The sequence below is a fragment of the Acinetobacter sp. NCu2D-2 genome (assembly GCF_001647675.1).
In the GTDB taxonomy this organism is placed as follows: domain Bacteria; phylum Pseudomonadota; class Gammaproteobacteria; order Pseudomonadales; family Moraxellaceae; genus Acinetobacter.
Genome location: NZ_CP015595.1, coordinates 161,702 through 179,648 on the forward strand (window position 1 = coordinate 161,702; position 17,947 = coordinate 179,648).

The window sequence follows — 17,947 nt, forward strand, 5'->3', positions numbered from 1 at the left end:
GCTTTTTCATTTCGTATAACAACCATTATGTTGAATGATCTGCTAATGAATAACATTTCTCACAAATTTTACCTGTTCATCACTTTTATTATGATATGAGTACAAAGTAGAGCTGGAAAAAATAAACGAATCTTCAGGGCCTAGAATCTTAAATTGACCTTCAATTTCAAGTGTTAACTCTCCATGGATGATATAGAGCATTTCTTTCCAGCCTTCTGGATCAGGTTCAGCTATATAAGAATCGCCAGCTGCTAGTGACCATATCCACATTTCTGTCTGTGTACCGTTATCCACTGTACCCAGTAAATTTGCATAGCTTTCTGTATGATTGCCTTTCCAAGCTAAGATATTTGTACAAGAGTGTTGAATTTTTGAATCTAGCGGACTAACTAAAGTACTAAAACTAATATTTAGGGCATTTGCTATAGCATCTAATTTAGCCAAACTAATATTTATTTGATCTGCTTCTAAAGCAATTATTGTACGTCTGCTTACCCCTGAACGATCAGCAAGCTCTTGTTGAGTCAGTTCTATTTTCTCTCGAAAAAAACGAATATTTTTTCCTAAAAATTCAAGGACAGTGTTCATTCTGAGTATTCACAAGTTTAATGTGCAATATATTGCACTATAAACAAGATGGATGCAATAATAGTGCAGTATATTTCACTTTAGATTTTGTAATGTCCTTAATTCATGTCTTAAAAGAAAGATTACCTCCTGAGATCGTACTTGTATTTATAACTATGATTTGGGGAGGAACCTTTTTAGCTGTTCACTATGTCCTTAATTACACGACTCCTATTTTCTTTGTTGGTTGCCGATTTCTGGTTGCTGCTATGATTTTGCTTATTTTTACGTTTAAGTATCTAAAAAAGATAAGTAAAGATGATGTTATTGCGGGTATTTCGATAGGTGCCGTACTAGCACTTTCATACGGACTTCAAACTATAGGTTTAAAGACGATAACAAGTAGTGAGTCTGCATTTTTAACAGCACTATATATTCCTCTTGTACCAATATTAATCTGGATTTTTTATCGGAAGCTTCCAAATATCTTTATTTGGATTGGAATATTTTTTTCCTTTATTGGTTTGATACTTCTAACAGGGAATGATTTTAGGGGCGTTAACTTTAATTTAGGACAAATTTTTACTCTTTTGAGTGCGCTGGGAATAGCCCTTGAAATCATTTTGATCAGTAAGTTTGCAGGTAGAGTCGATTTAAAGAATGTCACTATCATCCAATTAGTAGTAGCGTCTATTTTCTGTTTTTTTATCATGCCTTTCGCAGGAGAAACGGAAATTCCTAATATTTCATGGCAACTCGTAGTAGTTACATTAAGTCTGGGATTTGCCAGCACACTCATTCAATTTGCTATGAATTGGGCACAACGTACTGTAGATCCTTCTAGGGCCGCTATTATCTATTCAGGTGAGCCTGTTTGGGCAGCAATATTCGGAAGGCTGGCAGGAGAGCGTTTACCCTTTTTAGCTCTTATTGGTGGGCTTTGTGTCATTTTAGGAATATTAATTAGTGAGATAAAAACTAAAAAGAAATAGTTTTATTATTGAGTTTCTCTAAAATTAACATAATACACGTTATGCGAAGTTAAAAATGGGAGCTATAAGCTCCCATTTTTAATCTTTAATTCGCTTTTTCGCTTCGTCATAAACTATGCTATCAGCTCGTTTTTCGACGGTAATGAGCAGGATAACTACCTGATCATCTTTAACTTGATAGACAAGTCGGACACCCGCTTTTAATAATTTGATTTTATAGCAACCTGCAAGATCGCCTCTAAGCATGTTCTTTGGAATATGTGGCTGCTCTATGACTTTAGCTAGTTTCTTTTTAAATTGATCTCGTATAGCAACAGGGAGTTTTTCCCATTCTGCTGTAAAGTCCTTGTGACGTAAAAGCTTATAAGTCATCTAATGTGACTTCCTCAAACATCTCTTTAGGATCGTTAATGCGCTTACGGACAAGGGCTAATAATTCTTCATCTTCTTCCGAAAGCAAAGCTTTTTTGACGGGCAGTTTCCCAGTCGTAGCAACATACTCAAGAATACTAGTAAAGAAATCCGTAGGTGCAATACCTTGCTCTTTAAGGATTGAATAAGATTTTTCTTTAAGGGCTTCATCGACCCTGAAGTTAACAGTAGCCATCATATTTCCCAAGTGTTTAATGTACTAGGATTAGTGTAATGCAAATTGCATTACAAGTCGACTTCGCATAACAGCCCTTATGTTAAATCAGGTTTAAAACTTAATATCATGTGAATTAAAGTAGGTCGGATCAAACTCTATCTCTCCTATTTCATCCTCGATAATTTGCATGTAATCGTCATATCTTGGATGTTTGGGGTCTTGTAATGCATCTAAAATATCAAGATATCCAAAAATTCCTCCAATATCTTCAAATGGAGCATGATTTTGACCATCTATACAACATGGATATTTTTTATTTAAATCAGGAGATTGTCTGCTTTCTACAGTAATCAAATGTTCCCAACAATCGCCAAAATCATATGTATATATAATTTTTTTACCTACACGTAGAACTTCTTTCAATTTTTGTCTTTTATTGATCTTTTCATGCTTAATAGTCGTGAATTCATGTAAATGGCTATCTTCCCAATCAAAAGCAGATTGAATTGCCTTATGGAGCCTAGATAAAGTAGCTGCCGATGAAATTTGAATAGTTCTCCAGATTTCAGGATCACTACCTAGCAGACTAATTTTTAATTGAAAAACTTCATCAGAAGATTTGAGCTTTACAGTTCCCATAACAGCCTAGTTCTCAAAAAATAGTTTTAGTAAATCTAAAATTAACATAATACACGTTATACGAAGTTGAAAAAGGGAGCTTAAAGCTCCCTTTTTTACTAGTTTTTTTTAAATTGCTAAGCGTAAATTCAGTGCTTTTACGACTTTAATAACAGTATCAAAGCTTGGATTTACATCGCCAGAAAGTGCTTTATAAAGACTTTCTCGACCTAAACCAGTGTCTCTTGATAATTGAGCCATTCCTTTAGCTTTAGCAATATTACCTAAAGCTTTTGCAATGAATGCCGCATCACCATTAGATTCATCGATACAGGCTTGTAGGTAAGCTTGCATATCTTCTTCTGTTTTAAGATGTTCAGCACTGTCCCATTTACGAAGTTTGATAGCCATTTACAGCTCCTCCTCTAAATCTTGTGCTAATTGTAGGGCAAGTTTTATATCTTTACTTTGCGTAGACTTGTCTCCGCCTGCTAAAAGAATAACGACCCTTTGCCCTTGCTTACAGTAATAGATCCTGTAGCCAGGTCCAAAGAAGAAACGTAATTCAGAAACACCTTCACCTACTGGTTCAGTATCTCCAAAGTTTCCATCTTCAACCCGATCAATTCGGACTTGTATACGTCTTTTTGCCTGCTGGTCTTTTAACTTAGTAAACCAGTCATCAAAGACTTCAGTGGTATATATTGAGTACATAAGAGTAATGTATCCTATAGGATACATTCATGCAAGAAATAAACTTGAATGTATGGGGCTACAACAGAATTTCGTATAACCGCCATTATGTTAAATATGGTAATTAGATGAATAATAATGCTTTCAATTGGGTAAAGCTTGCAGAATCCTGCTGAATTTGTAATCATTGCGCCCAAGGGTGTCTAGCTGAATTAAGACAGGTGTTTGTTGTAGTCGAGCCGCTACAATACTGATAAAGAGCACCTGCATGTTTAATTTAAAGAGTTGTAATAAAGCCTCTACGGAAGTATTGACTATAAAAAATGATCTCGAGCTTAATTCTGAGCTGCAATTAATTAATAAATATAAAACTTCTACTTCTGAAGATTACAGACAGGCTATTGTTTTGATCTTTAAAGAACGTGGTTACACAAGGTTAGAAATAGGTCAATTATTTGAAAGTGAATATTAACGGTTATTCTTTGCTAGTATATAAGGGAAATATGATTTCGATAGTAAAGCTCTTTATTTCTAAAAATTTAAAGAGTAATTTTCTTCCTCCATGAAATCACCCATAGTTATTAAGTCTGTTAGAGTAATTTAACAGTTTATTATTTTTTAAAATTCTAAAATGGTTCAAAGTTTAGCTAAACAATTTAACTTGTTCTGATCATTTTTAATTAATAATAACTAGTTGATTTTATTTATCTCTTTTTTCTTTAAAAACGGAGGATATATGCCTTCTAATAAATCATCTTGGTTTTCTAATATTAATCCAAATGTTTTTCTCAGTACTGTAGCAATTATTGCTATTTTCTTGGCTTTAGTTATTTTTGCCCCGAATTCATTCGAACTGTTAACCCAAAAAATGAACCAGTGGGTTATTAACTCATTTAGCTGGTTTTATGTCCTTTCAGTAGCAGTATTTTTGGTCATGCTGATTTATATTGCCTTGTCTGATATGGGGAAAATCAAACTAGGACCCGATCATAGTGAGCCGAAATACGGCAATACTTCCTGGTTTGCAATGTTATTCACTGCCGGTATGGGGATCGGGCTGATGTTCTTTGGGGTGGCAGAACCAGTAATGCATTATGTCACACCACCAGCGGGTGAACCAGAAACAGTACTAGCTGCGCAACAATCGCTTAGAGTGACTTTTTTCCATTGGGGCTTACATGCCTGGGCCATTTATACCTTGGTTGGTCTGTCACTGGCTTATTTTGCTTATCGGCATCAGTTGCCTTTAAAAATTCGTTCGGCACTATATCCACTGATTGGAAAAAAGATTTATGGTCCAATTGGAGATAGCGTAGATACTTTCGCTACCATTGGAACTGTATTTGGTGTTGCTACGACATTGGGTTTTGGGGTCACTCAGATTAATTCAGGGCTAAATTACCTATTTGGAATTGAACAAGCACCAAGCACCCAAGTAGTTCTGATTATTGTAGTCAGTACTATGGCAGCTATATCGGTATTTTTTGGCTTGGATAAGGGAGTTAAACGTCTCGCTGAATTGAACCTGGTACTTGCACTTTTACTCTTAATATTTGTGTTTATTACTGGTCCAAGTATCTACCTGCTCCAGACCACGATTCAGAATACTGGACAGTATGTTTCTAATCTTTTTGTGATGACATTTAATCTTTATGCTTATCAGCCAAGTGGTTGGATTGGTGGTTGGACCATTATGTATTGGGCTTGGTGGATTTCTTGGTCACCATTTGTAGGCATGTTTATTGCCCGAGTATCTGAAGGACGCAGTATCCGTGAATTTATCGTCGGTGTACTACTGATTCCGACTGGATTTACTCTTATATGGATGGGCTTTATGGGTAATGCTGCGCTCTTCAGTATTATGCATGAAGCAAATACTACTTTATTAGATGCGGTTCAGCGTGATTCTTCAGTTGCCTTATTTGAATTTCTCAACAACCTACCCCTCAATTCAGTAACTAGCGTTATTGCGACTTTACTAGTAATGCTATTTTTCGTTACCTCAGCCGATTCTGGATCATTAGTCATAGATTATCTGACTGCAAAAAATGAGAACTCACCAACTTGGCAGCGGTTATTCTGGACAGTACTCATAGCATTATTGGCGATTATACTATTGTTGGTTGGTGGGCTTGAAGCTTTACAGTCAGCCACCATTATGAGTGCACTGCCCTTCACCATAATCATGTTATTGATTTGTTGGGGATTAATTAAAGCTTTGCATCTAGATGTTACCAAAATGCATGCTCTGCAGGCAGCGAGAATTACCCCACGTGCAATTCAAAATCCACGTAGCTGGCAGCAGCGATTGGGCCTTATTATGCATTATTCGCATACTGAAGAAGAGGTACAGGCATATATTCAATCTACTGTGAATAAAGCATTTGTCAGCTTTCAAAGTGAACTAAAACGTCGACAGTTACAGGTCAAGCTGACTAAGTTAGAAAATGGTATGCAGCTGCGAGTGGATCACCAGAATGAAATGAATTTTATCTATCAGGTCATTGCGACTAAGACTTTAAGTCCAAGCTTTATGTCTGATATGGGTACTAATGAAGATAACTCCTATCAAGCTGAAGTTTTTTTAAGAGAAGGTGGTCAGGGCTATGATGTAATGAAGTGGACTGAAGAAGACTTATTACAGGACATCATCGATCAATATGAACGTCATTTACACTTTTTGAGTTTGGTACGCATATCGGAATAAACTTTTATAAAAAAAGACGCTACATTGATAACTTCCCCCCTATATTTTTAATGAAAGAAGGGGGGGAGGTAATCCCGCGTAAAAATTGATTATTTTTCTATAAACTCAACATATAAAGCTGGACTGCTCCCAGTATCCTAGACATTAGACAGCCTCATTTTGAAGCTGCCTCAAAGGCTTCTGGACTCATCCCATCGAGATGCGAATGACGCCTGATTCGATTGTAAAACATCTCGATATAATCAAACACATCTGCACGTGCCATTTCTCGTGTTTTATAGATCAAGTGCAAAGTCTTAATGATGAGATACAGGTTAAGTAAAATAGTTAAGAGTTTCTATTATTAACATAATACACCTTATACGAAATCGAAATGTAAGCCCAAAGTAGAAATGTCCGGTTTCTCCAAAGTAAAAATGTCCGCTTTTAGAATATGTACTTTTGCAATTTCCTTAGCGGACGGTTAGATATGTTAATGTCTTTGTCGGAGAAAGATCTTAATGGTCAGGACCAAAAGTAATGATCCTGGTTGGGTCTTAAGCTTTGACTAAAGCCGCTAGTTTGGCAAAAGCGTAACTATTGATCCTGTACTTCACATTAAAGAATAAAGGCTTTGTTGCACAAACCTATCTGTAAAGGCTTTTTCAGCGATATAATTTCCAAATGAATAAGCCTACACAGAAAATCTACCGCACAACCAATTGGCCCGCATATAACCGAGCACTCATGAGTCGCGGAAATATTGCCATTTGGTTTGATCCTGCTACGCAATGGTATGCGCCATCAAAAGGCAAACAAGGGCGAAATCAAACCTACTCCGACGCAGCCATCCAATGCTGCTTAATGATTAAATCCTTATTCCGTCTATCTTTACGTATGGTCACTGGCTTTGTACAAAGTCTGATTAAACTTTGCGGATTAAATTGGACCGCACCAGATTACAGTACGCTTTGTAGAAGACAAAAGCATATTGATATTGCAATCAGCTACCAAAAAAGTAGCGATGGGCTGCATCTACTCGTAGACTCTACAGGCATGAAGTTTCTAGGTGAGGGCGAATGGAAACGCAAGAAACATGGAGCTGAATATCGTCGCCAATGGCGTAAACTACATATTGGTATAGATGCCAAAACCCTACAAATACGCGCTATTCAGCTCACAACCAATAATGTCAGTGATTCACAGGTGCTTGGTGATTTACTTAATCAGATTCCACAAGATGAGCAGATTGACTCTGTTTATACCGATGGAGCTTATGACACCAAGCAATGCCGTCAGGTTATTGCAGATCGGCAAGCACATGCGGTGATTCCACCTAGAAAAAATGCGAAACCATGGAAAGATACAAAAAGTAGCTCGCTAGAGCGAAATGAATTACTTCGAACAGTTAAACGTTTAGGCAGGACATTATGGAAAAAATGGTCAGGCTATCATCGCCGCAGTTTGGTGGAAACCAAGATGCATTGCATCAAATTATTAGGCGATAAATTAATGGCAAGAAGCTTTCCTAGTCAGGTGAATGAAATTCATGCACGTGTAGCAGTCCTCAACAGATTTACGGAATTAGGTCGACCACTTACCCAAGTTACGCCTTAAATTTGGCTCAATTAGGGGCGCTTTGCATTTCAAATCTTTGTGCAACAAAGCCCTTTGGTATTAAAGGTAATGTCTTTTCTGAGATCAAAACGATCGGCGACATGATTAAGGTATTTTAAAATTTCTGGCTGTGCTGCGAATTTTTCACTCCAGGTCCATTCCTGCTGTAACTGTGGATCAAATGAATAAGAATAATGCACACTCTCGATATCACAGCGGGCACCTAGATAGTTATTCCAGTACCACGTCCCACCAACATCAGGGGCGCTCTCAAAAACTCGAACAGGAACTTTCATCTGATCACGCAGTTTATGTAAGGCGTATAAGCCTGTAAAACCTGCGCCAACTACCGTCACTAATGTATCGACACCTTTCATTAAAATATTTAGATTGTCCATCAACGTCTCCAATGTTTTTGAATTATCCTTTTGCTTAAATTTCCTATCTAAGCTTCTAGATACTTCGCAAGGAGTGTGCCAATTATCAACATATTGTTTTTTATATATATTTAAAGAATATTGTTTGATAAGAATTTATGATTTCAAAAAATTTTAAAAAAAATTGCTGATTTGAAGAATTATTCTTGATCGATCGAAAAGTTCAGATTTCAGTTTGAAAAATATCTAAAGGTTATATTGGCGTTGATAAGAATGTAGCCGTTGTAGTACTTATTAAGGTGAGTTCAAACCATGATGATAAGCCCATATGCTATATAAATCGTTATAAAGCGTATATGATACAGCTACACTAAAGTACATATCTGTCATGCATCGTCTCGAACAATTTCCACAAATCATCTCTGCGCCCACTTTCGAAGATTTAATCCATATAAAATTTACGGACACTAAAAATGCAGCATGTTGGCAACGAAATTTAAGCGGTGATTTCTCTGAAATAATTGAAAAATTTAAATTTGAAGAAAATCTAATTGATATTTCTATTGAAGAATTAATGCAATTAGATCTTACAAATGCAGGAAAGCAAGCACGTCAGACAATTATTGATGACATCAATAAATTGTCTAAACTCGGTTATTTACCACAGTTAAATATCATTAAATATTATGAGCGTGATGAGGAATTAGATTTCATCTCAACCGACGTCTATTCTTATCATGTTGATCGTTCACCCATTGCAACAGATACCTTTCTGTGTACGTATTTCGGAGCTGCAAGTGACATTCTACCAAATGATCAAGTTCAACAAAAAATCTTGATTCCTGAGATTCGTGACAAACTAAAAGCACTGTATCGGGGACCTGAATCAGAGTTTGAATTTTTTTTGCAAGAATACTTTTTTGACTTACATTACCAAGCACTTCCTCATGCCGAGCCTATTAATCTAGGTATTGGAAACATGTGGAAGCTTGCAGTCGATCACCCTGACCAAACTGTCCCACCATGTGTGCATCGCGCACCACTTGAAAATCCGAATGAACCAAGGTTACTTTTAATTTGTTAAAAAGAATCCATAATATTTAATAAAAGAAATATTTATCTTGAATTTCAAAACAATATTGTTTTGTTAAGTTAGTAGTCTATATCAATGTACAAATCCGAGAAACTTGCCCAAAGTCTAACTGCACTCATTCACAATGGAACGTGGCAACCACACGACAAACTTCCCTCTTTAAGATTTCAGTCAGAACAATCTGGATTTAGTCTCATTACCGTTTTGCATGCTTACCGAAAACTTGAAGCACAAGGTCTGATTTATGCCAAGGAGAAATCTGGCTATTTTGTCTCAGATCTCGAGCGCTCACACGAACATCAGCATAAATTGAATGTAAACGATAAAATTGAAATAAATTCAACAGTATTCCATTATCTAAAATCCATTCAAACCGAAAATATCACACCATTTGGCTCTGCATTTCCAAATAGCCAAATCACTTATTCAGCACCGCTCATCAAAACACTTGGACATATCGCACGATCTCATTCCAATCGTGAACAAATGCCGAGCCTTCCTCCAGGTCACTTAGAATTACGAAAAATTATTGCCCAACGCTACTGTCTGCAAGGTATTCCTACAGATCCATCAGATATCGTCATCACCTCTGGTGGACTTGATGCCCTTAATCTTGCTCTGCAAGCGCTGACACGATCGGGGGACTATATATTATTACAGGAGACCGTGTTCTATGGCGCATGGCAAGCGGCTGAACGGCTTGGGTTAAAGGTGATTACCATTCCTGAACATCCCGAATTTGGTATCGACTTAAAAGCATTTAAGAGAGCGATTCAAATCTATCCGATTAAGGTTTGCATGTTGATGCTGAATGCCCAAAACCCAATTGGGTTTACCGTACCAGATGAGGTGAAACAACAGCTTGCTCTTATACTCCAAGAATCAAATATTCATCTGATTGAAGATGATGTCTATGAAGAATTGTATTTTGGTGCCAAAAAGCCCCTCTCTATGAAATTCTTAGATCAAGAAAATGGGGTATTACACTGTTCATCATTTTCAAAAACGCTCGGCTCTGGCTTTAGACTAGGTTGGATTCATGCAGGTAAATATTCAGAAAAAATTCAACATATTCAATTAATGAGTACACTCTCGGTCAATTTATTTATTCAAAATGCATTAGTTGAATACCTTTCAACTCGTCACTACGATAAACACCTGAAGCATTTACGTGCCAAACTCGAAAAAAATAAACAAATGATCTATCGCTATCTGTACGATCATTTACCTCAAGACTGTTACATACATTACTATCCTTCGGGCTATTTTTTATGGTTAAAGCTCCCCGAAAATATCAACAGTATGCATCTATACGAAATATTACTTACAAAGAATATCAGTATTGCACCGAGTCAACTCTTCAATGCGAATGCATCCAAGGATCATCACCATCTCCGTATAAATTGTTCCTTTGACTGGGATGAAAAGATTCAAGCTGGACTCGATCAATTGATTGATGTCATTCAAAAAGCTGTTGAACAGCAAAAACTATAACAGATTACATTTCAAGCAAATCTGTTATAGTTTTTTTGCTAGAATGTGTATCTATACAAATCACATCTATTATTCATAATGTGATCGTTATATTTCAAACAGAGGATTACGAATGAGTTTTTTAAGAAAGAAAAATAAAGCGAGTTTTGTATTCTTCATCATTACGCTTTATTCATTTTTAGGTTTCGGGATTGGCTACGTGATTTGGGAATATTTTTTAGCATAATCTAATGTCTTTAAGCACTATTGAAGGAACTCATCCAAATTTTGCTTTACTGCAATTATTTGTACTTTAGATGAGTTTCCTTATTGCTGAGCTTTAGAATGCGTAACTTATACCGAACACACCCAGATCTTTTTGCTTGTCGTCATAACGATCGTAACCACCGAGTATATATTGACCTGTCACACTGACATTATTCAGGAGCTGATAGGCTAGTCCTACTGAAGCATAGCGAAATGCATAATTTCGCGCGGTCACACCAAGTTCATTGTTTTCATATTTCCCACTATCACTAAAACGACTTGCTGCCACTTCTATATTGGTTGCCCATTTGTCATTCAACTGATGTTGAAGTTGTAATGTGCTGAAAGTATCACCTTGATTGGCATAAATCACATCATAAAGATAAGTCGAAATTGAAGCATTCAACTGAGTTTTCTCATTCAGTGCCCGTGAATAACTCAGGCCTAATTCATTGCTCGTGGTATTCTTCCCGCCTGGATAATAATAGGTTGCAGACCATATATCCCCTGTCCACTGTCCAAAGTTATGGCTGTAACCGACAATAAAATCATGCTCAAATTGTTCTGAACGTTTTCTACGTTCACCTTGGAACTCGGGGAAAGAATAATCCAGTGTCGACCCCCAATAACCCACATAAAAATTTTGATAAGATAAATTCAAGCCAGCCTGTAAAGCAATATTATTATCTTCAGGGTTATTGGTTAAACCACGAGAAACGTATTTAGACACAAGATCGATATGCCCAGAAAGTTCGGGTGATATGGGTTCTTCGGCCATCGCGAAGCTAGGTAAAAGTAATAACAATGATGGAAGAACATATGAATTTAAATAAGGTGTTTTATTAAAATAGACATTCATGTCGGTCATCCCTAAATCTTTAAAGAAAAATTCCAGATCAGTGATGGGCTGATCTGGATGCTTTTTTATGAGGACGCTTTATAAAAAGGCGCTGTTGATGGTGTAAGCGGCGTACGCTGGCGAATATGATCTGCAATTTTTTCAGCCATCATAATGGTGGTTGCATTCAAATTACCCGTAATAATTAAAGGCATAATAGACGCATCCACGACACGAAGATGGTCTACACCATGTACGCGCCCATAGCCGTCGACGACAGCCATGTCATCTTCTCCCATCTTACAGCTGCAAGAAGGATGATAAGCCGTTTCAGCATGATTACGTACGAACTCATCAATTTGGTCATCGGTTTGTAGTTGTGTGCCAGGACTAATCTCTTCTCCACGGTATGGGTCTAGCGCGGGCTGATGCATGATTTCACGTGTAATTCGAATCGCATCCCTAAATTCACGCCAATCTTGTTCAGTACTCATGTAATTAAACAAAATACTTGGATGCTCAAATGGATCTTTTGACTTTAATCGAATTCGTCCACGTGAAGGTGAACGCATTGAACCTACATGTGCTTGAAACCCATGCTCATGGATCGCGTTAGTTCCGTTATAGTTAATCGCAATAGGTAAGAAATGATATTGGATATTAGGCCAAGCAAATTCATCCGATGATCGTATGAAACCACCTGCCTCAAACTGATTACTCGCACCGATACCTTTACCTAAGAATAGCCATTCTGCACCAATCATAGGTTGGTTATACCATTTCAAAGCAGGATAAAGACTGACGGGCTTTTTACATTGATATTGCAAGTACATCTCTAAATGGTCTTGCAAATTTTCCCCAACACCTGGGAGATCGTTTACCACTTCAATATCATGCTCACGTAGCAAGTTCTGAGCACCTACGCCTGAGCGCTGTAATATTTGAGGAGATGCAATTGCACCTGCGCAGAGTAATACTTCACGCTCTGCATAGACTTGGGTAGGATTGTGTTTATTTAGTCCTTGGATATATTCCACACCAATTGCTTGTTTTTGCTTAAACAAAATTTTGTTGGTGGTCGCATGCGTAATGATCGTTAAATTTTCACGACCTTTCGCCATATCCAAATAACCACGTGCAGTACTTGAACGTCTACCATTCGGCGTTACAGTACGGTCCATTGGACCGAATCCTTCTTGTTGATAACCATTCAAGTCATCAGTTCTTGGATACCCTGCCTGAACACCTGCCTCGACCATCGCATGGAATAATTCATTATTGTCTTGTTTCGGCGTAGCCACACTGACAGGACCTTGGTCACCATGATAATTATTAGCACCAATATCGCGGCTCTCAGCCTTTTTATAATAAGGCAGACAATTCGCATATGACCAATGTTCTAACCCTTTGAAAGTTGCCCATTGTTCAAGATCCATGGCATTACCACGGATATAACACATACCGTTAATTAAAGAGGAACCACCTAAACCTTTACCTCGCCCACACTCCATACGACGATTATTCATATAAGGTTCTGGATCAGTTAAATACGCCCAGTTGTAGCGACGTCCCTGAAGAGGATAAGCAAGTGCAGCAGGCATCTGTGTTCTAAAATCCAGACGATAATCGGGTCCACCTGCTTCCAATAACAGTACCCGAACTTGAGGATCTTCCGTTAAGCGGGCAGCCAATACATTTCCTGCTGAACCTGCACCGATAATAATATAGTCGTAATTCATCGTCGCTTCCTCACTGGCTAAATACAGATTGGAAAGGACCTAGCTCTACTTGGATAGATTTAGTCTGTGTGTAATTTTGCAAAGTCACTAGACCATTTTCTCGTCCAACGCCAGAGTGCTTATATCCACCTACTGGCATTTCAGCGGGTGATTCACCCCATGTATTGATCCAGCAAATACCTGCTTCAATTTGATGAATGATACGATGCGCCGTCGCTAAATTTTGACTGACAACACCCGCAGCTAAACCGTATACAGTATTGTTGGCACGCTTGATCACTTCTTCCTCGCTGTCATAAGTTAAAATACTCATCACAGGACCGAAGATTTCTTCTTGCACAATTTTCATGTCATCCCGACAATCAGTGAATACTGTTGGGAGGACATATGCGCCCTGCGCCAACTCTTCTGATTGTGGACGGCTTCCACCACATAATAATCTCGCACCTTGTTTTTTACCTGACTCAATATATTGAAGAATCTTGTCCATATGAGCGAAACTCGATACAGGTCCAAAATTCGTTTCAGGTTGAAGTGGGTCACCCACACGGATGTAGTTTATTTTTTCAAGAATTTTTTCTTCGAATTGTGGTTTTAATTGCGTTGGAACAAAAACACGGGTTCCATTGGTACAGACCTGACCTGAACTATAAAAGTTCGCCATCATTGCAATATCTGTCGCCAGATCAATATCGGCATCAGGACAAATAATCAAAGGAGATTTGCCACCAAGTTCCATCGTGACGTCTTTAAGAGATGAGTCTGCAGCCTGAGACATGACTTTTTTACCAGTGGCAATCCCACCAGTAAATGAAACTTTAGCAATCTCTGGATGCGTTGTTAAATATGCACCAACCTCACCTCCGCCAGTCACGACATTAAATACACCCTCAGGGACACCTGCTTCTATGTAAATTTCAGCAAGTTTAAAAGCGGTTAAAGGGGTAATTTCACTGGCCTTAAAAATCATTGCATTACCTGCTGCCAAAGCAGGTGCAGATTTCCATAAAGCGATTTGTATCGGATAATTCCAAGCGCCTATTCCTGCGACCACACCTAAAGGCTCACGACGCGTGTATGCAAAAGATGTCTCACGTAAAGGAATTTGCTGCCCTTCAAGCGCAGGTAAAATACCGGCGTAGTACTCCAGTACATCTGCACCAGTCGTGATATCGACCGTTGATGTCTCAGAAAAGGCTTTACCACTGTCAAGAGACTCTAAGCGTGCAAGTTCATCATTACGTTCACGTAGAATAGCGACTGCTTTATTTAAAATTCTGGAGCGTTGGATTAAGGTCATGGCGCTCCATATTTTCTGACCTTTTTTCGCAGAATCCACAGCACGCTGAACGTCTTGTTCTGAGCACTCTTGAATTTCTGCTAACACTTCACCTGTTGCAGGGTTTATAGAATTAAAAGTGCTACTGGATGTTGCATCGACATATTGACCATGAATAAAAGGTCGTAATACTGATAAAGTTGTCAATGTATGTCCCTCGCATAGTTAAATTATTCAAATTGTCTCTGTATAAACGCATTACAAATCGTAATGGGTACACTGAGATTCATTTCTTCATTCATTAAGGCGCCACGTAACCAAAAGCCATCAATTAATGCAGCAAGTGTTTGAGCAGCGATTTCAGCGCGATCAATCGTCATTACTTTCATAAATTCAAATTTTAAATTGGAATGTAGTCGGTAATGATTGATCTGTTGTAACCGGTGTAATTCAGGCTGATGCAAACTATTTGCCCAAAATGCTAGCCAGACTTTCATTGCTGCATGATCAGTTTGTGGCGTCGAAAAATTTGCATGGACAATTGCCATCAAACGATCTTGGGGCTGGTCTCCACATTCAGCTTTTTTTTGCTGTACGGTAACTGCCAATTGCTGCAATAAATACCGCATAGTCGCCTCAATCAAGCCATTCTTGCCCTTGAAATAATGGCTAATAATTCCCGTCGAAACACCCGCACGCTGGGCAATTTGCTGGATAGATGTCTCTGCAAAACCGAGTTCATTCACTGAAGCTAGAGTTGCCTCGATTAATTGTTGGCGTCGTATTGGCTGCATACCGACTTTGGGCATATATACACCTAATGAACAAAAAACATCATGATCACTACACAGCTTGAATGTAGTGTGTTATTAACATTAATAAACGTTTTTTTAATTGAACGTTCAATTAATAAAAATTATAGTCTTTTTACTTTATTGATGTACAGCGCAGTTTGTTTGGTAATTGCAACTGTTTGTAATGACAATAATGCTTTCATTATTAAGCTTGTGTTACGAATCACACTGCGCTGTAGATCACTTTTCCATTTGAATTAGGGTCACACAGATATGGATAACAAAAATGACTCCCCTCAAGATAGCTTAAATCATGTTGTCTTCTATTTTTCTGCGGGTCTCATCTTATTATTTTCAATAGTCACCATTTTGTTCAATGAACAAGCCAATACCGTCATTGTTAATATTTTGAATTGGGTGAGTGCAACATTCAGTTGGTATTACCTACTGGCTGCAACGTTGTACTTTATCTTTATCGTTTTTATTGCCTGTTCACGTTATGGTGAAATCAAACTTGGGCCAAAACACTCTAAACCTGAATTTAGCTTATTAAGCTGGTCAGCAATGCTATTCTCAGCGGGCATTGGTATTGATCTAATGTTCTTCTCCGTTGCTGAGCCTCTATCTCATTACATGGCACCACCTGTAGGAGAAGCTGAAACGTTTGAAGCAGCACGTCAGTCTATGGTGTGGACCCTCTTCCACTATGGACTCACCGGTTGGAGTATGTATGCCTTGGTCGGTGTAGCACTTGGCTATTTCAGTTATAGATATAATTTGCCTTTAACCATTCGTTCTGCACTTTACCCCATCTTTGGGAAAAAAATTAATGGTCCTATCGGGCATACTGTCGATACAGCCGCCGTATTAGGCACGATTTTCGGTATTGCCACGACCTGTGGTATTGGCGTTGTACAACTCAATTATGGTTTACATGTTTTATTTGATTTACCAGAAAATCTTTGGATTCAAACAGCCCTCATTGCTGTCGCAGTGATTATCACCATTATTTCGGTGACTGCAGGTGTCAATAAAGGAATTCGTGTCCTGTCTGAAATTAATATTTATGTTTCCATTGGACTCATGTTATTTATTTTATTGATTGGCAATACTGAATTTTTACTTGCAGCACTCATCCAGAATTTTGGCGATTATATTAGTCAATTTCCAAAATTATCACTGACGAGTTTTCCATTTGAACAACCTAAAGAATGGATGAACAGTTGGACACTGTTTTTCTGGGCGTGGTGGATTGCTTGGTCTCCATTTGTGGGGCTGTTCCTGGCACGCATCTCACGCGGACGTACGATCCGTGAATTCGTAGCAGGTACGCTGATTATTCCACTGTTATTTACTTTAACTTGGTTATCTATTTTTGGTAATAGTGCGCTCTACAGTGTCATTTTTGAAGGAAATACCGCTCTCGCAGAAACCGTCTTACAAAATCCTGCTCATGGCTTTTACGACTTACTTGCTCAGTATCCTGGTTTTACATTTGTTGCAGGTATCGCTACCATTACGGGTCTACTTTTTTACGTCACCTCAGCAGATTCTGGTGCTTTAGTTCTTGGTAATTTCACCACGAAGTTCACCAATATTGAGCATGATTCTCCTCGTTGGCTAAGTGTATTTTGGGCTGTAGCGATCGGTCTACTTACACTCGCAATGCTAATGGCCAATGGCGTTACGGCACTCCAAAACACCACCATCATCATGGGTCTACCATTTAGTTTTGTCATTTTCTTTGTAATGGCTGGATTATATAAATCCCTTCGTCTTGAAGACTTTAGGCAAGCAAGTACCAGTTATAACGCTGCCCCTGTGGTTGGTAACGTGGATATCTTTAATTGGAAAAAACGTCTCAGTCGAGTCATGTTACATCCGAGTATTTCTCAAACCATTAAGATGTTAGATGAAGTATGTAAACCTGCTATTCAAGCTGTTGCAGAAGAGCTGGATCGAAAAGGCGTTCAGGTGACGGTAAATGAAAAACCTTTAGAACATGGTCAAGGTCTTTATCACTTAGATCTGCAAATTGAGTTGGCGGATGAGGAAAATTTTGTTTATGAAATATGGCCTGTTCGCTATGCCACACCTCAATTTAGTTCTCGAGGTAAAAGTGCAAAACGCCATTACTATCGCTTGGAAAGTTATCTTTTTGAGGGATCTCAGGGCAATGATTTAGTCGGTTATAGCAAAGAACAAGTGATTAACGATATTTTGGATAAATATGAACGTCATATGATGTATTTGCATATCAATCGAATCAGTCCAGGCAAACGCCCACTGTTTCCTGACCGTGAAAACTAATGATATTTAAATAAG

Annotated in this window: 18 protein-coding genes and 2 pseudogenes; 8 read left to right on the plus strand and 12 right to left on the minus strand. The window is 38.2% G+C overall.

All coding sequences use genetic code 11. The annotated features are described in order from the left end of the window. Positions 1-42 precede the first annotated feature (42 nt). Positions 43-588 (minus strand): helix-turn-helix domain-containing protein, encoded by a 546-nt coding sequence (locus tag A3K93_RS13910; protein ID WP_005176794.1) that lies wholly within the window; start codon positions 586-588, stop codon positions 43-45. A 92-nt stretch (positions 589-680) separates the two neighbouring features. Here A3K93_RS13910 and A3K93_RS13915 point away from each other — a divergent pair, with 92 nt between their 5' ends. Then, positions 681-1,559, plus strand: a complete 879-nt coding sequence (locus tag A3K93_RS13915; protein ID WP_067732190.1) for a DMT family transporter — start codon at positions 681-683, stop codon at positions 1,557-1,559. A 78-nt stretch (positions 1,560-1,637) separates the two neighbouring features. Here A3K93_RS13915 and A3K93_RS13920 read toward each other — a convergent pair whose 3' ends face one another. From A3K93_RS13920 to A3K93_RS13940, 5 genes are all read right to left on the minus strand, one after another. Then, the gene (locus tag A3K93_RS13920; RefSeq protein WP_067731912.1) at positions 1,638-1,931 is read right to left on the minus strand and encodes a type II toxin-antitoxin system RelE family toxin; all 294 of its coding nucleotides are present in this window, start codon (positions 1,929-1,931) and stop codon (positions 1,638-1,640) included. Beyond that, a complete protein-coding gene (locus A3K93_RS13925) occupies positions 1,921-2,166 on the minus strand; it encodes a type II toxin-antitoxin system RelB/DinJ family antitoxin (protein ID WP_000246756.1) in 246 nt (81 codons plus the stop codon). The genes A3K93_RS13920 and A3K93_RS13925 overlap by 11 nt, the downstream gene beginning before the upstream one ends. A 93-nt stretch (positions 2,167-2,259) precedes the next feature. After that, positions 2,260-2,787, minus strand: coding sequence for a plasmid pRiA4b ORF-3 family protein (locus tag A3K93_RS13930; protein ID WP_000537572.1), 528 nt, complete (start codon positions 2,785-2,787; stop codon positions 2,260-2,262). A 108-nt stretch (positions 2,788-2,895) separates the two neighbouring features. Beyond that, complete coding sequence (locus A3K93_RS13935; protein ID WP_000985610.1) at positions 2,896-3,177, minus strand: addiction module antidote protein; 282 nt, start codon at positions 3,175-3,177, stop codon at positions 2,896-2,898. Beyond that, the gene (locus A3K93_RS13940) at positions 3,178-3,480 is read right to left on the minus strand and encodes a type II toxin-antitoxin system RelE/ParE family toxin (RefSeq protein WP_000286964.1); all 303 of its coding nucleotides are present in this window, start codon (positions 3,478-3,480) and stop codon (positions 3,178-3,180) included. A gap of 247 nt (positions 3,481-3,727) precedes the next feature. On the opposite strand from A3K93_RS13940, the gene A3K93_RS13945 reads away from it, so the two are divergent. Continuing rightward, positions 3,728-3,931 (plus strand): hypothetical protein, encoded by a 204-nt coding sequence (locus tag A3K93_RS13945; RefSeq protein ID WP_067731914.1) that lies wholly within the window; start codon positions 3,728-3,730, stop codon positions 3,929-3,931. A gap of 264 nt (positions 3,932-4,195) precedes the next feature. Next, a complete protein-coding gene (locus A3K93_RS13950) occupies positions 4,196-6,166 on the plus strand; it encodes a BCCT family transporter (protein WP_067731915.1) in 1,971 nt (656 codons plus the stop codon). A gap of 154 nt (positions 6,167-6,320) precedes the next feature. Here the strand turns inward: A3K93_RS13950 and A3K93_RS14780 are convergent. Further along, positions 6,321-6,449: pseudogene (locus tag A3K93_RS14780) on the minus strand (IS3 family transposase); the annotation flags it as partial. Positions 6,450-6,829: 380 nt separating this feature from the next. Between A3K93_RS14780 and A3K93_RS13955 the strand changes: the two are divergent. Beyond that, positions 6,830-7,762, plus strand: coding sequence for an IS5-like element IS17 family transposase (locus A3K93_RS13955; RefSeq protein ID WP_081408502.1), 933 nt, complete (start codon positions 6,830-6,832; stop codon positions 7,760-7,762). 53 nt (positions 7,763-7,815) lie between these two features. Here A3K93_RS13955 and A3K93_RS13960 read toward each other — a convergent pair. Further along, a pseudogene (locus A3K93_RS13960) lies at positions 7,816-8,139 on the minus strand (NAD(P)-binding protein); the annotation flags it as partial. A 388-nt stretch (positions 8,140-8,527) separates the two neighbouring features. Between A3K93_RS13960 and A3K93_RS13965 the strand changes: the two are divergent. The 3 genes from A3K93_RS13965 (at position 8,528) to A3K93_RS14860 (ending at position 10,952) form a co-directional block, all read left to right on the plus strand. Then, complete coding sequence (locus A3K93_RS13965) at positions 8,528-9,223, plus strand: DUF1826 domain-containing protein (protein WP_067731917.1); 696 nt, start codon at positions 8,528-8,530, stop codon at positions 9,221-9,223. A gap of 84 nt (positions 9,224-9,307) precedes the next feature. Next, positions 9,308-10,726, plus strand: a complete 1,419-nt coding sequence (locus A3K93_RS13970) for an aminotransferase-like domain-containing protein (RefSeq protein ID WP_067731919.1) — start codon at positions 9,308-9,310, stop codon at positions 10,724-10,726. Positions 10,727-10,838: 112 nt separating this feature from the next. After that, positions 10,839-10,952: a hypothetical protein gene (locus tag A3K93_RS14860; RefSeq protein WP_101494839.1), complete on the plus strand. Its 114-nt coding sequence runs from the start codon at positions 10,839-10,841 to the stop codon at positions 10,950-10,952. A gap of 93 nt (positions 10,953-11,045) precedes the next feature. On the opposite strand, the gene A3K93_RS13975 is transcribed toward A3K93_RS14860, so the two are convergent. From A3K93_RS13975 to betI, 4 genes are all read right to left on the minus strand, one after another. Next, positions 11,046-11,750 (minus strand): TorF family putative porin, encoded by a 705-nt coding sequence (locus A3K93_RS13975; protein WP_081408569.1) that lies wholly within the window; start codon positions 11,748-11,750, stop codon positions 11,046-11,048. 146 nt (positions 11,751-11,896) lie between these two features. Further along, on the minus strand, positions 11,897-13,549 hold the full coding sequence (betA, locus tag A3K93_RS13980; RefSeq protein WP_067731923.1) for a choline dehydrogenase: 1,653 nt from the start codon (positions 13,547-13,549) through the stop codon (positions 11,897-11,899). Between the two features lie 10 nt (positions 13,550-13,559). Continuing rightward, positions 13,560-15,035 carry a betaine-aldehyde dehydrogenase gene (betB, locus tag A3K93_RS13985; RefSeq protein WP_067731925.1) on the minus strand — a complete coding sequence of 492 codons (1,476 nt, stop codon included), beginning with the start codon at positions 15,033-15,035 and terminating at the stop codon, positions 13,560-13,562. A gap of 23 nt (positions 15,036-15,058) precedes the next feature. After that, a complete protein-coding gene (gene betI, locus A3K93_RS13990) occupies positions 15,059-15,637 on the minus strand; it encodes a transcriptional regulator BetI (protein WP_067731929.1) in 579 nt (192 codons plus the stop codon). 258 nt (positions 15,638-15,895) lie between these two features. On the opposite strand from betI, the gene A3K93_RS13995 reads away from it, so the two are divergent. Continuing rightward, the gene (locus A3K93_RS13995) at positions 15,896-17,932 is read left to right on the plus strand and encodes a choline transporter (RefSeq protein WP_067731931.1); all 2,037 of its coding nucleotides are present in this window, start codon (positions 15,896-15,898) and stop codon (positions 17,930-17,932) included. The last annotated feature ends 15 nt before the right edge of the window (positions 17,933-17,947 follow it).

Excerpts from the sequence above, each read along its gene's own strand:
- A3K93_RS13930 (WP_000537572.1), bottom strand. The coding sequence starts at position 2,787 with ATGGGAACTGTAAAGCTCAAATCTTCTGATGAAGTTTTTCAATTAAAA.
- A3K93_RS13965 (WP_067731917.1), top strand. The coding sequence starts at position 8,528 with ATGCATCGTCTCGAACAATTTCCACAAATCATCTCTGCGCCCACTTTC.
- A3K93_RS13970 (WP_067731919.1), top strand. The coding sequence starts at position 9,308 with ATGTACAAATCCGAGAAACTTGCCCAAAGTCTAACTGCACTCATTCAC.
- A3K93_RS14860 (WP_101494839.1), top strand. The coding sequence starts at position 10,839 with ATGAGTTTTTTAAGAAAGAAAAATAAAGCGAGTTTTGTATTCTTCATC.
- A3K93_RS13945 (WP_067731914.1), top strand. The coding sequence starts at position 3,728 with ATGTTTAATTTAAAGAGTTGTAATAAAGCCTCTACGGAAGTATTGACT.
- A3K93_RS13915 (WP_067732190.1), top strand. The coding sequence starts at position 681 with ATGTCCTTAATTCATGTCTTAAAAGAAAGATTACCTCCTGAGATCGTA.
- A3K93_RS13995 (WP_067731931.1), top strand. The coding sequence starts at position 15,896 with ATGGATAACAAAAATGACTCCCCTCAAGATAGCTTAAATCATGTTGTC.
- A3K93_RS13955 (WP_081408502.1), top strand. The coding sequence starts at position 6,830 with ATGAATAAGCCTACACAGAAAATCTACCGCACAACCAATTGGCCCGCA.
- A3K93_RS13910 (WP_005176794.1), bottom strand. The coding sequence starts at position 588 with ATGAACACTGTCCTTGAATTTTTAGGAAAAAATATTCGTTTTTTTCGA.
- A3K93_RS13925 (WP_000246756.1), bottom strand. The coding sequence starts at position 2,166 with ATGGCTACTGTTAACTTCAGGGTCGATGAAGCCCTTAAAGAAAAATCT.
- betA (WP_067731923.1), bottom strand. The coding sequence starts at position 13,549 with ATGAATTACGACTATATTATTATCGGTGCAGGTTCAGCAGGAAATGTA.
- A3K93_RS13935 (WP_000985610.1), bottom strand. The coding sequence starts at position 3,177 with ATGGCTATCAAACTTCGTAAATGGGACAGTGCTGAACATCTTAAAACA.
- A3K93_RS13920 (WP_067731912.1), bottom strand. The coding sequence starts at position 1,931 with ATGACTTATAAGCTTTTACGTCACAAGGACTTTACAGCAGAATGGGAA.
- betI (WP_067731929.1), bottom strand. The coding sequence starts at position 15,637 with ATGCCCAAAGTCGGTATGCAGCCAATACGACGCCAACAATTAATCGAG.
- A3K93_RS13975 (WP_081408569.1), bottom strand. The coding sequence starts at position 11,750 with ATGGCCGAAGAACCCATATCACCCGAACTTTCTGGGCATATCGATCTT.
- A3K93_RS13950 (WP_067731915.1), top strand. The coding sequence starts at position 4,196 with ATGCCTTCTAATAAATCATCTTGGTTTTCTAATATTAATCCAAATGTT.
- A3K93_RS13940 (WP_000286964.1), bottom strand. The coding sequence starts at position 3,480 with ATGTACTCAATATATACCACTGAAGTCTTTGATGACTGGTTTACTAAG.